This window comes from Nocardiopsis sp. NPDC055879, from assembly GCF_053615935.1.
Genome location: NZ_JBSHCT010000001.1, coordinates 67,839 through 81,687, shown reverse-complemented (window position 1 = coordinate 81,687; position 13,849 = coordinate 67,839). Strand labels below are relative to the sequence as shown.

Genomic DNA, 13,849 nt, shown 5'->3' with positions numbered 1-13,849 from the left:
CGTCCTTCCGACCTTTCGGGAAGATGTCGTTTCCGCGGCCTCGAAACTTGCCATCAAACAGGGAAAAACGACACACTCCCCTGATCACGACAACTCGACCGCAACTCGATAATGTTCGGAAAGGGCGGAATCAGAAAGGTCGATCGCCTCGTTTCCTGCGTTCTTTCGACGGGGAAACAGGAAACTCCGACCAGGGTGTGATCTGCGTTACCCATAGGTCATCGTGGGGCGGAACGGTGTCCCGGAGTGGGTGATTCGGTGACGTTCGAGACAGGCCGGGTTCACTTCGGAACGACGGTTCGGGAAATTCTCACTGAAGCATTGCCGTGTCTGTGCCAGAGGTTTCCCGGGACACGCCACCATGGCACAATGCGATCACCCGCTCTCCCCGCGCAACCGCCCATCCCTTCCTCAGGCAAGGGCGATGGGCGGACCGGAACCACCCTGACCAGGTTCCGACCCGAGGTACAAGGCCTCCGCGCCCTCGCCGTCCTGCTCGTGCTCGTCTACCACCTGGAGCCGGAACTGCTCCCCGGTGGTTACGTGGGCGTCGACGTCTTCTTCGTGATCTCGGGTTTCCTCATCACGTCGTTGCTGCTGCGCGAGGTCACCGAACACGGGCGGGTGTCGCTGGCGAAGTTCTACGTGCGGCGGGTGCGCAGGTTGCTGCCCGCGGCCACACTGGTCCTCCTCGTCACCGGCGTGGTGTCACTGGTGGTGTTGCCGGTGACCAGGCTGGGCGACACCGCCTGGCAGTTGCTCGCCTCGGCCCTGTGGGTGGAGAACCTGTACCTGGCCGACCAGGCGCTGGACTACCTGGCGGCGGAGACCCCGCCCAGCCCAGTGCAGCACTTCTGGTCGCTTTCGGTGGAGGAGCAGTTCTACCTGGTGTGGCCGCTGTTGTTCCTGCTGTGGGCGTTGGCGGCGCGTCGGTGGCGAGCGGGGAACGGGGTGCTGACCGCCGTGCTCGGCACGGTGTTCGTGGCGTCCCTGGCCTGCTCGATCTGGATGACCCTCTCCGGTGACGCGGGCGCCTACTTCTGGCCGGTCACCCGGGCCTGGGAGCTCGCGGCGGGCGGATTGTCGGCCGTGGCGATGTCCCAGGGGTCGCTGCCGGAACGTCTGCGGCTGCCGCTGGGATGGCTCGGGCTGGCGGCGATCGTGGCATCGGCGCTGCTCTACGACTCCGGCACTCCCTTTCCCGGGTACACGGCGCTGCTGCCGATCCTGGGTTGCGTCGCGGTGATCGCGGCCGAGAGCCCCTCCGGGCCGGCCGCCTCGGTCGTGTTGAGCACCCGACCGGCCCGGTTCTTCGGCGACATCTCCTACTCGCTGTACCTGTGGCACTGGCCCGTCATCATCTTCACGCTGGAACTGCTCGGTCGGGCCTCTCTCGGTCCGCTCGGCATCGCGCTCGCGGCCGGGGTCTCGGTGCTGCTGGCCTGGGGAACCAAGGTGTGGGTGGAGGATCCGGTGGCCCGGCACAAGCTCGTGCGCAGCGGCCGCGCCGCGCTGGCGCTGGCCGTGTGCGGGATCCTGGGGGTGGCCCTGGTCTCGGCCGCCGCCACGCACCGGGTCGACCGGATGGCCTCGGTCGAGTTCGACCCGTCCGTGCACGTGGGGCCCAAGGCGTTGGAGAGCGGGGCCGTGTCCTCGGAGATGCTCTACCCCTCCCCCATCGACGCCGAGGACGACGTGCCCCGTACCTACGACGACGGTTGTCACGCCGGGTTCGACGACGACGATCCCAGCGACTGGTGCGCCTACGGCCCCGACGACGCCGAGTCGACCGTGGTGATCACCGGCGACTCGCACAGTCTGCAGTGGATCCCCGCCCTGGAGGAGCTCGGCGAGGAGCGCGGCTGGCGCCTGGTGGTCCTGAGCAAGTCCGCGTGCGCGTTCACCGACATCCTGGTGGGACGGGACGGCGGGCCCTACGAGAACTGTCAGGAGTGGAACCGCGAGACCGTCGACGAGATCCTGGAGATCGACCCCGACCTGGTGTTCACCAGTTCCTCGGTGAAGGGCAACCCCTATGGTCTGGGGGACGAGGGCCCCGCGGAGGTCCAACGGGTCATGGGCGAGGGCATGGCGGAACTGTGGGATGAGATCACCGAAGCAGGCGTGCCGGTACTGGCCGTACGCGACACCCCGCGGGTGAGCCAGGACGTGTTGGACTGCCTGGCCGCCAACATCGAGAGCCCGACCGAGTGCGACCGTCCGATCGAACAGGCCATGGAGACCGCCGACCCGCAGGAGGTGGCGGTGGAGCAGGTCGAGGACGCCGAGATCGTCGACCTCACCGACCGGTTCTGTGTCGAGGGCACGTGTTCGGTGGTGATCGGCAACGTGCTGGTGTACCGGGACTCCCACCACATCACCGGCACCTACGCGCGGCTGCTGAGCGACGATCTGGCGACGCGGATGGACCAGGCGTTGTCACGGACCTCACAGGGATCCCTGCCATAGATTCATCCCTTTTCACCTTTATCGGAGAGAATTTTCGCTTCCGTTCCGGCAAAAGGTCGAAAACGGCCCCCGAGTCGTTTCGCAAAAGGGTGTTTCGCCACGTTGGGACGGGGCTCTGCGAAGTATGCTCGTCGAATCCTGCCGAGCACCTTCGTCCCCACGGTGAAAGGCCACCCGTTGGATTCCACCGAAGCCCCCGCAGGTCGGGGAACGACCGCACGAACACGGACACCGTCCCCGCCTCGGGGCGTGACCGCACGGGTGGACGGGTCACGCGTGGTGGTGACGTGGCGGCCGGACACGAATACGCAGGGCCCGGTCGGCTACCGGGTGACTCGCCGGACCGGTCGCGGAGGCACCGCTCGTGAGGAGTCTCTCGGTGAGGTGACCGGCGTCGAACTGGTCGACGACCGAATCGGCGCGGGCGTGGACGCCCACTACGCGGTGGTGACGGTTCGAGAGGGCCAGGAGTCGGAGGCGTCGGTGAGCACCCCGGCGATGATCGCCCCGGACGTGTCCGAGGTGCGGACGACGGTCGACGAGTCGGAGGTGTCGGTGTCCTGGCATCGGCCACCGGAGGCGACCCGGGTGGAGGTGCTGCGCGGAGCCGGCGCGCCACCGCACGGCAAGGGCACCGGGGTGGTGTCGGTGGAGCACGACGGGTCGGGCTTTCGCGACACGTCGGTGCGCGCCGACCAGGAGTACTTCTACCGGGTACGGGCGGTGTACCTGACCTCGCAGGGGTGGACACGGGGTTCCCCGGGGCTGCTGATCAGGGCGGTGCCGGGGCCGCGGGCCGAACCCGTGCGCGACCTTCGCGTCGACCCGGGCGAAGGCGGTCGGGTGGCGTCCTGGACCCCACCGAAACGGGGTCGGGTGAGGCTGTACACGGGCCGGACCGCGACCGCGGCGACGTCGGGGGCCCCGGTGGCGGGCGAACCCGTCCAGGGGTCCGACGGTCGCCACCGGCTATCGCTGTCCCTGCCGGCCGGGGTCTCCCACGTGGTGGCCATGACCGAGGACGGGGAGCACCGGGTGGTGGGCTCGCCCGTGCGGGTGGTCGTCGCCCCGCCCGTGACGGGTCTGCGGGCCGAACGATACGACACCGTGGTGCGGCTCGGCTGGTCCTGGCCGGAGCACACCTCATCGGCCCTGGTGACGTGGGCGGAGGAGACCGACGGGGAGCCCGCCGGTTGGGAGCGACGCACGCGTGTGCGCTACGACGCCGAGGGCGGGTTCGAGACTCCCATGGGTTCGGGTCCCCTCGTGGTGACGGTCCGCACCACCGTCCACTCCGGAACCGACGAGGCGTTGAGCGTTCCCACGACCGTGCGCCTGCCCGGCCGCGTCGTCCTGGACTACCGGGTCGAACCGGTGGGGTTGCTGCGCCGCGAACGGCTGGTGCACCTGAGCGCGGACGTGCCCTGTCGGATGCCGCGGATCGCGGTCGTGTTCACCCCCGGTGAGGTGCAGCCGCACGCGCGCAGCGGCCGGGACCGGGTGTTGTCGGTCCTGCCCGCACGGGACCTGGACGCCGGTGAGCGGGTGTCGGTACGGGTGCGTCCGCCGTGGGACGCCGCCCCCGGCTGGTTGACGTGCTTCCCCTTGGGTCCGGGCGGCGCCGTGCGCCTGCGCCAGCCCTCGGTCAGGGAGCTGCGCCTGTGAACCTCGTCGTCCCCGCGAACCCGCTCACGGGGTCGCGTCTGGTGTGCCCGTACTGCTACTCGGTCTTCACCGAACGGCGGATCGGGTTCCGTTGCCCGGGACGCCCCGGACCCGACGGTCGGATGTGCGCCGAGGAGGAGGACCGGGCGCTGCGCGACCACCTGGGCCGCAAGGAACGACTGCCTCCGGTGTTCGAAGCCGACGGCCGCCGTCCCCGGGCCCACTGCCCGGAGTGTTCGTCGGCGAGCGACCGACAGGTGTGCCTGGTCTGCCACTCACGGCTGCCGGTGAACTTCGGGCGGATGCGCGGCCGCGTCATCGCGCTGGTGGGTGCCCGCGACTCCGGCAAGACCGTGTTCATGACCGTCCTCATCCACGAGTTGAAACACCGGGTCGGCGCGCGTTTCCGGGCGTCGGTGGGCGGCGCGGACGACCACACCCGGCACCGGTTCGGCAGCGACTACGAGGCCCCCCTGTACGAGGAGGGCCGGCTGCTGCGGGCGACCCGGCGCACCGGGACGGCCCGCGAACCCCTGGTCTTCCGGTACACCGGACTACGCCCCGGCCTGCTGATGGACCGCCCGCACCACACGCTGCTGTCGTTCCTGGACACCGCGGGCGAGGACCTGCACGACATGGACAGCGTGGAGACCAACCTGCGTTACCTGCGCAACGCCGACGGGGTGATCGTGCTGCTGGACCCGTTGCAGATGAAGGGCGCCCGTCCCTCGGCCGCGCCCGGAACACGGATGCCCGCGATGGAGAGTCCGCGGAACCGGTCGTTCGACATGCTCGGCCGGGTCACGGACCTGCTGATGCGACGGTCCGACCACGTTCGGGGACGGATCAGGACACCGGTGGCGGTGTGCCTGAGCAAGATCGACGCGCTGCGCGAGGACCTGGACGAGGGTTCCCCCCTGCAACGACCCCAACCGGACGCGCCCCACTTCGACGTCCGCGACGGCCAGGACGTGCACGCCCAGGTCCAACAGCTCCTGCACCGTTGGGGCGCGGCCGACGTCGACGTCCACGTGCGCACGCACTACGCCAACGCCCGGTACTTCGGGGTGTCGGCGTTGGGTGAGGGACCCGACGAGGACAACGTGCTGCACGGCGGGGTGCGGCCCTATCGGGTGGCGGACCCGTTCCTGTGGATGCTCTCGGAGTTCGGAGTGGTCCCGGCGAAGGACCGCTAGGGAAGGGACACGTTCAGGCGATGGGTGCGGCGCAGCTCTACTACACCTCGTGCGAACACGGTCTGTCCGGCAGCGGCGGCTACCAGTTCAACGCCGCCACCCCGGGTGTGGACACGCGCGTGCTGCGCGAGGTGGAGCGGTTCACCGTGTACGAACCGCCGAGGTCGATGCCGGCGAAGGAGGTCCACCGACACCCGGTGAACCTGTGTTACTCCCCCGACCTGGGCGGGGCGCGTGTGCTGAGCCGGGTGGTCTCCAGCGGACACGATCCCTCCGGCCGGCCGGGCAACTACTTCGCGCACAGTCTCCTGTTGGACGGGGAGGAGGGGCCGCTGCCCGCCGAGTTGTGGGGGGCGGGGTTCTGGGCGGGTCGGCCGGTGACCGACCCCGAACTGCCGCGGCTCTCCCCCGTCGCGGGACCGTTGGACCGTACGCGCACCGCGGCCTGGCTTCGCGGCCGGGACGAGGCATTGCTGCGTCGGCTGCTGGTGGCGGTGGACGCGGCCATCGACGGAGGTGCTCCGGTGCTGTTGCCGGCCCGGGACGAGGACGCCGCCCACTGGGTGGCCGCCCTGTCCCACCTGTTGCCGCCCCGGCGCGCCCGGCGGATGTCCTTCGCCACCTACAGCGGCAGCCCGGAGGACGCCCCGGTGCACGTGGTGGCGGTGCCGCCGGAGACCGACACGGGTGGGCTACGCGATCGCTTCGTCGTCTTCGGGGCGGCGGGGTTGGGGGCCGGCGACTGCGCCGCACAGGAGGTGGGGGAACCGGAGACCACCCCGGACACGCTGTCGGTGGTCTCGACCGTGTTGCTGACCGGTGTGGAGCTCGCCCCGCGGCTCTGGGCCTCGGCCGGACTCTACGCCTCCGGGGCCGAAGAGGGTCTTTCGATGTGGCGGCCACCGCTGGCGGCGGCCCGTCTGAGCGACGCCGGTGTCCCCGTCACCGAACCCGACCTGCGGGTGGTCCGCGCCTGGTTGCCCGAAGCCGTTGACCGGTTGCCCCGCGGGCCGGCCCGGGAGCTGCTGGGGCGGCTCCTCGATCCGTCCCTGGAATGCGCGGATGACGAACCGGCACGACTCCAGACGGTGGCGCACGCCTGTGGTTCGTGGGAGCTGATCGAACGGGCCGAAGGGCTGCTCGTACGGCACTCCCTGGCCCGGATCGCGTCCGGTGCGCCCGCTCCCCCGGTGGCGACCATCCGATCTCCCCGAATGTCGTCCATGGCCGAGGACCGGGTGGCCGCACTGTTGGACGGTGCCCTCGAACCCGCGCGCGTGGTGGAGCTGCTGCGCTGGACCCGCGCGGGCGGGGTGCGGCCGCCCGAGGCCGCGTTGGAGCGTTACGGGGCCGAGCCCCTCGCCCGAGCGCTGGCCGACGTTCCGCCGGGTCGTGAACTGGCCGAGCTGTTGAAGGCGCACGCCCCACTGCGACGCGGGGTCGCGCGGGTGTTGGGCTCGTTGCCGCGTCGAACCCTCACCGCGCTGGCCGCCGATCCCATCGGCGCGTTCTTCGCCGCGGATCGGGAGGTCTCCTCCGCCGTGTCGGTACTGCGCGAACTACGCCTGCTGCACACCGGCACGGACACGGGCCCCCTGGCCACGCGGGCGTTGGCCGACTGCCCGGACGCGCTGTTCGACGCCTACCGTCGCGTGGCCGCCGAGCGTCTGACCCTGCCGCCCCGTTCGATCCTGGGTCTGTCCCCGCGACCTTTGGAGGCCGAACTCGTGGCACGGGTTTTCCTGACCGCCCGACGACTGTGCGCGCAAGGCCCGGCCATGGCGATCGACCGGGGCCGCTCGCTCCTCCTCCACGTGCTGGAACCCGCCGCGCCCACCTGGTCGCGCAGGGACGTGACGGCGGCACGTCGGGCCTTCCACGACCCCGGCCGGGAACGGGACTTCGACCGGTGGGTGCGCGGCGTCCGAGAACGCGACAGGACGAACGGCCTGTTCGGGCCGCGCTTCGGAGGGAGCCGATGAGAGCGCAGGAGGAGAGGGTCGTGGAAGGTGTCGTGGGGGTGTTCGCCCTCCTGGTCAACACGGTGATCGTGGTGGTCGCCGCCGCCCTGGCGGCCGGGCTCGTGTTCCTGGTGGTCCTGCACCTACGGCGGATCCACGAGGTGCTGTATCGGGGTGACGGTCCGCGTGTGACACCACCGGGGCCCGAGGAATCCGCGTGGTGGGGGTACCACGGCGGTCCCCTTTGGCGGGACCTGGCCGAGGTACACCGCCGAGTCCACCTCGACGCCGGCCCGTTCGTGGTGTTCCTGACGCCGTTCCTGTGCTTGCAACTGGTGGTGGCACTGGTCCACTCCGCCGTGGCCTGGACGGGGGTCGGCGCGCTACGGCTGGTGGACGGCGCGTCGCTGTTCGTACGCCGGATCCGTATGGTGTGCCCACGCTGCTTCGAACACATGCCCTACCCCTCCTACGCGTGCGACGGTTGCGGCCGGCGACACCGAGACGTGCGGCCCGGGGCACGGGGTGTGTTCCGTCGCCGGTGCGTGTGCGGCGGGGACCTGCCCACACTGCTGTTGTTGGGCAGCGCCGACCTGCGTACCCACTGCCCGCACTGTGCCCAGGTGTTGGAGCACCGGCCCGGCGAGGCCCGCGAGTTCGTCCTGCCGTTGTTCGGGGCGGCCGGCGCGGGCAAGACCCGACTCACCCACGGCCTGCACGTGGCCCTGACGTACGCCGCCGAACGCCACGTCCGCGCCCGCACCGTGGCGATGGGGCGCGAGACCGAACAGAGGTTGCGCGACAGCCGGCCCCGGCTCGCACCCGACCACCGGGTGCCGTCCACCCCACCGGGGCGCCGGGCCCGAGGGCTGACCCTGCGCGTGGAGGCCGACCGGTGCGCCCTCCTGATGCAGCTCTACGACACCGCCGGGGAATCGTTCAACACCACCGACCGCACCGAGGACCTCACCTACCTGGGCGAGGCCACCACGTTCCTGCTGGTGTTGGACCCCCTGGCGGTCCCCGCCGTATGGAACGCCCTCGACCCCGACGAACGGCTCCGGCTCGCCGGCGACCGTTCCCAGACGCCCGACCCCGAACGGGCCTACATGCAGGTCCGAGACCAGGTGCACCGGTGGTATCGCGCACACGGCATGGGCCAGGCCAGGACCCGGATCGCGGTGGTGGTGACCCGCGGCGACCTGCTCGCGCACACATCCCTTGACCCCACGGGGGTTCCGCCCGAGCTGTGGCTGCGCGAGGTGATGGGCGCCGACAACCTGCTGCGCGCGGCGCGGGCCGACTTCGGCACCATGGCGACCTTCGTGACCAGTGCCGTCGTGAACCCCGACGGTCTGCCGGACCCCAGCCTGACGGAACTGCTGCGCTGGGTGCTGGCCCGCGAGGCGTCGGCGTTCGGCGAGATGCTCACCGGCCCGCGACGGGTCCCGATTCCCGCCGCCCTCCCCCTGGAGGTGTGAGGTGTCCGTCGGCCCGAACCCGTACCCTCCCTCGCCCCTGGCACCGCCACCGTCTCCGTCTGCGTCCCCGCCCTACCGCTCCGCCCGTCGCGCCACCGCCTGGGTGCTGTACGCGGCCATCGCCCTGACCACGCTCTTCGCCTTGTTCCACCTGGCCCGGGGCACCCTGGCCTTGCTCCATTCGGTCTGGTTCACCCTCGTCACCTGACCGCCCACACTCTCTTTCCCGCTTGCTCGCACCCGGAGGTGTCACCGGTTTCGTGCTGCCCGGGGTGGGTGGGGGGTGGGGGGTGGGGGGTGGGGGGTGGGGCGCCTGGGGTCGGGAGTCTTGGGGTTGTCGGGCGCTACTCGGGCGGGTGCATGGGGCGCCTCAGGTCGGGAGTCTTGAGGTTGTCGGGCGGGGTGGGGGTGGGTTCTCCCTCCTTCCCCGCCGCGTGATTGTTGCCGCCCGCACCGCACGCGTCAAGGCGATGTCGGGTTCTGTAGCGATCGGGTTGGTGGCCTTGACCCGTGCGGCTCGGGCGGCGGTTTGGCGGCTATCGGGGAAGGGGGGAGAGTGGTTGAGGTCCCAACGGCCCCGGGCCTGCGGCCCGGTCCGGCCGCAGGCGGCCGGATCCCTTCCCTATCCGTCTGGTGTTCTCGTGGGGCGCGTCGCCACTACGTGACGGGTCCGGTCACGAAGGGCCCGCTACAGGTCGGGCACGGGGCGGGGCGCGTCCCCGCGGTAGCCGGCCCTGGTCTTCTCAGCGATGATCTTGCTCCTAGCGCCATGTTGGGCGCCCAACATGGCGCTACGGACAAGATCATCATGATGGAGAGACAACACGAGGTTGATGGTGCCGGTGGGCCGATACCCGGGGCGGGAGCCGGTACCAGGGGCGGGAGCCGTGCCGACACCCCCAACGGGAGCCACCCCGGCCCCGGGATATGGCTCTGGGCGGGGGTTCGCGGTGTTTCTGCCCCTGGGCATGGGGATATCCCCACAGGGCATGGGGCCCTTGGGGTCTGACACCCACTCGGGGTGGTCACAGCGGGGGTCTCGCCGGGGTGGTGTTCCACCTGGCGGAAACGGGCGGTGGAAGCGGATGGTGGTGGTCAGGGGGCGGTGGCTGGGGCTGGCTCCCCCTCCCCATCCCCTGACCCGCTTTCCTTTCCCGCTTCCTGGCGGTTCTGGGCGTGGTGGTGCTCCCAGATCTGCCGGTTCACCTTCGCCTGCAACCGGTGCTTGAGCCGATTGTGAGTGGAGCAGAGCACCTGCATGTTGTCGGAGCTGGTGGCCCCGCCGTGGGAGAAAGGGACGATGTGGTCGTACTGCGACCAGCTACGCGGCATGTCGCAGCCCTCGTGCCACTCGCAGTAGGGCTTCTTGAACCCCGCTGCCTGGCGCACCGGATCCGGAGCGCACCGCTGCTTGCGCCCCACATCCAACAAGGTGCGGCCCTGTTCGTCGGTCACGAACCGGCGCAACCAACTGTCGGGGGTCAGGCGGGCCACCATCTGATCGGGCAACACCACACCATCCTCCGTGGTGGCCGGCTCTGCGGTGCCGTCTCCCAGGAAGCGCTTCAGCGGGACGGTGATGTTCAACGTGGCCAACGGTTGGCGGCTCAGGCTGGAGCAACCCCGGTGGGTCAGAGCGGTCTCGAAGATGCGCATCATCGCGTCATAGGTACGCTGATGCTTCGGCATCGCCGCGTTCTCCGGCCCATACGGCTCGGTGTAAGCCTCCAAGGCGGCCTGGATCAGCTCGTTATCGGCCCCCGGACCCCACATCCGCAACAAAAACCCGGACTCGAACGTGGGCGAGAACTGCGCACCCCGGTTCTCGAACGTTTCATCGTAGTCCCGGTCGGCCTTATCCGGATCCAAGCGGGCCACGAACCATTTCGCCGCGTCCCGCAACTGGCGCACCGAAGCCTGCGGGCACTCGGTCTTGAAACCGATCAGCCCGAATTCCAACCGGGCCCGAAACCCTTCCGCCGAAGGACGCTGGGCACGGAATTCCTCATCCGCCGTTTCCAGGACCTTCGCCCACTCGGTGGTGGCCTTTTCGGTGGAGGTCGCGATGGCGCACGCTTCACCCAACGACAAGACCTCACCCTGGAAGGCTTCTTCCACCAGGGGCAGCTGTTGCTTGTACAACGCCCGGGCGAGGGTGGCAAGACTCTTGGCCTCGGCCGGGGAGGTCCCCCACTGGTGGGTGATCCACGCCTGGATGCTGCGCTGGCCACCCTCTTCCAACAGAGCGCCGGTGGCCTCCATACGGGCCAGGGCGGGCAACATCCCATAACGGATCCGGTCGACTTCCCCATTGAGCCGGCCGAACTGGGCGAGCACATCGCCCTCGCACCCGAACGGGATATCCCGGCCGGAGAATTCCACCGCGATCTCCCGCGCACCCGCCATCGCCTTATCGACCGGGGTGTTCCCGGTCGGGCGCGGTGCGTGGGGAGGAAAGCTCATACTCTGATTATATGCGAACACCCCAGGAAATGGCAGGCCTACCGGCGGGTATATTCAACCTATTTCCAGGTCGGCGAATGCGCCTACCATATGTGGGATGGCCATTCTTTGTTATCCACAACCCCTTCCCCTATGACCGGATCCACCTATCACGGAGATGCTCCTAGCGACTTCGTTGGAGGGGCTCTGAATGGAAACGATCTTGTCCGTAGCGCCATGTTGGGCGCCCAAATGGGCGCTACGAGCAAGATCATCGCTGAGAAGACCAGGGCCGGCCACCGCGGGGACGCGCTCCGCCACCCGCCCCGCCTGTAGCGGGCCCTTCGTTACCTCACCCGTCACGTAGTGGCGACGCGCTCCACGAGAAAGCCAGAGGGAGGGGAAGGCATCCGGCCGCCTGCGGCCGGAGTGGGCCGAAGGCCCACAGGGCCGTTGGGACCCCAACCACTCTCCCCCCTTCCCCGATAGCCGCCAAACCGCCGCCCGTGCCGTACGGGTCAAGGCCACCAGCCCCGCTGCCAGAGCACCCGACATTGCCTTGACGCGTGCGGTGCGGGCGGCAACAATCACGCGGCGGGGAAGGAGGGAGAACCCACCCCCACCCCGCCCAACCACCCCAAGACTCCCGACCCGAGGCACCCCACCACCCACCCCCACCCCCGGCGCAACTCAGCGACGTGGGGTGTTGACGATGCGGGCGCCCTCGCCATCCCTGGGATTGGACTGACCCCACAACACGAACCCCAGACTCACCACCAGCAACGCCACCACCCCGAGGCCGTACCCGGTGCCGATGAGCCCTTGGCCCATGATCACCCCGGTGTAGCCGACGGTGACCAGCAGGCCCAGTATGCCGAGGAGGATGCCGGTCCAGGCGCGGTCGGTGAACCGGCGCTGATGGCCACGGACCACCTCCACCATCGCGGCGACCGCCTCCTTGGCGACGGCGTCGGGTTCGCTCACCCGCACACGGGAATCGTGGCCCAGGATCACGGTGACGTGGGTCCGCCCTCGTCGCCCGGTGATGAAGAGTTCACGCAGCTTGCTCTTCTCGGAACGCCCGGCGAACTCAGCGCGCTCGGCGAACTCGGCGAAGGCCTCCGGGGTGTGCCCGACCTCGCCTCCGCCGTCGGTGAGGCCGATCGTCAGGTCGCCCGCGCAGGCGTCGCGAACGAGCTCGGCCAGCGCCACGAGTTCGTCCCGGCGCAGGGCTGGATGCCCGAGGTCGGTGGATTCGACCCGCTCGGCCCGAGGCTGTGGTTCAGGGGACATTCCCCCATTATCGGCCGCCTCAGGGGGTGCGTAGGGCGGTGCGGGTCAGGGCCTCGGCGACGACGGAGTCGGGGTTGGTCAGCGTGATGGGCCTGCCGGTGTAGATGTCGGCGAGGTAGGCGCCGCCGACCGGGGATCCGGTGATCTGGTCGATCTCACCGAGCTGTCGACGGTGGTCGAAGGCGTCGCCCTCGTGGTCCAGGTGCAGCATGGAGGTCATCCACCAGGAGAAGTGTTGGGCCTGCCACACGCGGTCGGAGACCGTGTCGCCGTAGGCGTCCAGCAGTTCCGCCGAACCCTGGTGGAAGTAGCGTTCGAGGGCCTGGCAGAGGACCACGACGTCGGCGACGGCGAGGTTCATGCCCTTCGCCCCGGTCGGCGGGACCGTGTGCGCGGCGTCACCGGCGAGGAACAGCCGCCCGTGGCGCATCGGGTCGATGACGTAGCTGCGCATGGGGATGACCCCGCGCTGGGTGATGGGCCCCTCTTGGAGCTCGAAGCCGTTGCCGTTGACGCGGGCGCGTAGCTCGTCCCAGATGCGTTCGTCGCTCCAGGTGGCGGCGTCCTCCTCCGGGGCGCACTGGAAGTACATGCGTTGCAGGGTGGGCGTACGCGAGCTGATGAGCGCGAACCCGTGCTCGGAATGGGCGTAGATCAGTTCGTCGGAGCTGGGCGGGGCCTCGGTGAGGATCCCGAACCAGCCGTGCGGGTAGGCGTGGAAGTAATCGGTGCGCGCGTCCTTGGGGATGACGCTCCGGCACACGCCCTGGGATCCGTCGCAGCCGGCGATGACGGCGCAGGAGAGTTCCACGCGGGTGCCGTCGGCCTCGGTGAAGCGCACCTTGGGGTCGTCGGTGGTGACGCCGTCGACCTCGACGTCGCGCACCCCGAAGCGCAGGTCTCCCCCGGCGGCCAGGCGCGCCCCGATGAGGTCCTTGAGTACCTCGTGCTGGGGGTAGAGGTAGACGGATCGGCCGGTGAGCGCGGCGAAGTCGATGCGTCGGGACTCCTTGCGGCTGCGCAGGTAGGTGCCGTCGTGGCGTTTGCCCTCGCCGAGGAGGCGGTCGCCCACCCCCGTGGCGGTCATGAGGTCGGCGGTCCCCTGTTCCAGGATCCCGGCCCGGATGGTCGCCTCGATGGTGTCGCGTTCGCGCACGTCGACGACGACGGAGTCGACGCCGGAGAGGGAGAGCAGGTGGGACAGCATGAGCCCGGCGGGGCCGGCCCCGATGATGGCGACCTGGGTCCGTCGGCTCTGGTTCGTCGCGTTCATGGGTGCGCTCGGCTCTCCGTGGCGTAGGGGGCGTGCTCCGGGACGGGAACGCGCACATGTTCGCATTAA

At 69.9% G+C, this 13,849-nt stretch carries 9 protein-coding genes; 6 read left to right on the top strand and 3 right to left on the bottom strand.

Going from position 1 to position 13,849, the window contains the following annotated elements; all coding sequences use genetic code 11:
- The first annotated feature begins 369 nt into the window (after positions 1–369).
- From ACWGKS_RS00355 to ACWGKS_RS00330, 6 genes are all read left to right on the top strand, one after another.
- Positions 370–2,469: an acyltransferase family protein gene (locus ACWGKS_RS00355; RefSeq protein WP_358507286.1), complete on the top strand. Its 2,100-nt coding sequence runs from the start codon at positions 370–372 to the stop codon at positions 2,467–2,469.
- A gap of 384 nt (positions 2,470–2,853) precedes the next feature.
- On the top strand, positions 2,854–4,134 hold the full coding sequence (locus tag ACWGKS_RS00350) for a hypothetical protein (protein ID WP_358507284.1): 1,281 nt from the start codon (positions 2,854–2,856) through the stop codon (positions 4,132–4,134).
- On the top strand, positions 4,131–5,330 hold the full coding sequence (locus ACWGKS_RS00345; RefSeq protein WP_358507282.1) for a TRAFAC clade GTPase domain-containing protein: 1,200 nt from the start codon (positions 4,131–4,133) through the stop codon (positions 5,328–5,330). The genes ACWGKS_RS00350 and ACWGKS_RS00345 overlap by 4 nt, the downstream gene beginning before the upstream one ends.
- Positions 5,331–5,350: 20 nt before the next feature.
- Complete coding sequence (locus ACWGKS_RS00340; RefSeq protein WP_358507280.1) at positions 5,351–7,312, top strand: GTPase-associated protein 1-related protein; 1,962 nt, start codon at positions 5,351–5,353, stop codon at positions 7,310–7,312.
- Positions 7,313–7,332: 20 nt separating this feature from the next.
- Positions 7,333–8,772: a TRAFAC clade GTPase domain-containing protein gene (locus ACWGKS_RS00335; protein ID WP_358507278.1), complete on the top strand. Its 1,440-nt coding sequence runs from the start codon at positions 7,333–7,335 to the stop codon at positions 8,770–8,772.
- Position 8,773: 1 nt separating this feature from the next.
- Positions 8,774–8,980 (top strand): hypothetical protein, encoded by a 207-nt coding sequence (locus tag ACWGKS_RS00330; protein WP_452521315.1) that lies wholly within the window; start codon positions 8,774–8,776, stop codon positions 8,978–8,980.
- An 887-nt stretch (positions 8,981–9,867) separates the two neighbouring features.
- Here ACWGKS_RS00330 and ACWGKS_RS00325 read toward each other — a convergent pair.
- The 3 genes from ACWGKS_RS00325 to ACWGKS_RS00315 all read right to left on the bottom strand — a co-directional run bounded on the left by ACWGKS_RS00325 (position 9,868) and on the right by ACWGKS_RS00315 (position 13,780).
- Positions 9,868–11,235, bottom strand: a complete 1,368-nt coding sequence (locus ACWGKS_RS00325) for a DUF222 domain-containing protein (protein WP_452521314.1) — start codon at positions 11,233–11,235, stop codon at positions 9,868–9,870.
- A gap of 669 nt (positions 11,236–11,904) precedes the next feature.
- Positions 11,905–12,507 carry a hypothetical protein gene (locus ACWGKS_RS00320; protein WP_358504088.1) on the bottom strand — a complete coding sequence of 201 codons (603 nt, stop codon included), beginning with the start codon at positions 12,505–12,507 and terminating at the stop codon, positions 11,905–11,907.
- Between the two features lie 19 nt (positions 12,508–12,526).
- A complete protein-coding gene (locus ACWGKS_RS00315; RefSeq protein ID WP_358504091.1) occupies positions 12,527–13,780 on the bottom strand; it encodes a 4-hydroxybenzoate 3-monooxygenase in 1,254 nt (417 codons plus the stop codon).
- Positions 13,781–13,849 lie beyond the last annotated feature (69 nt).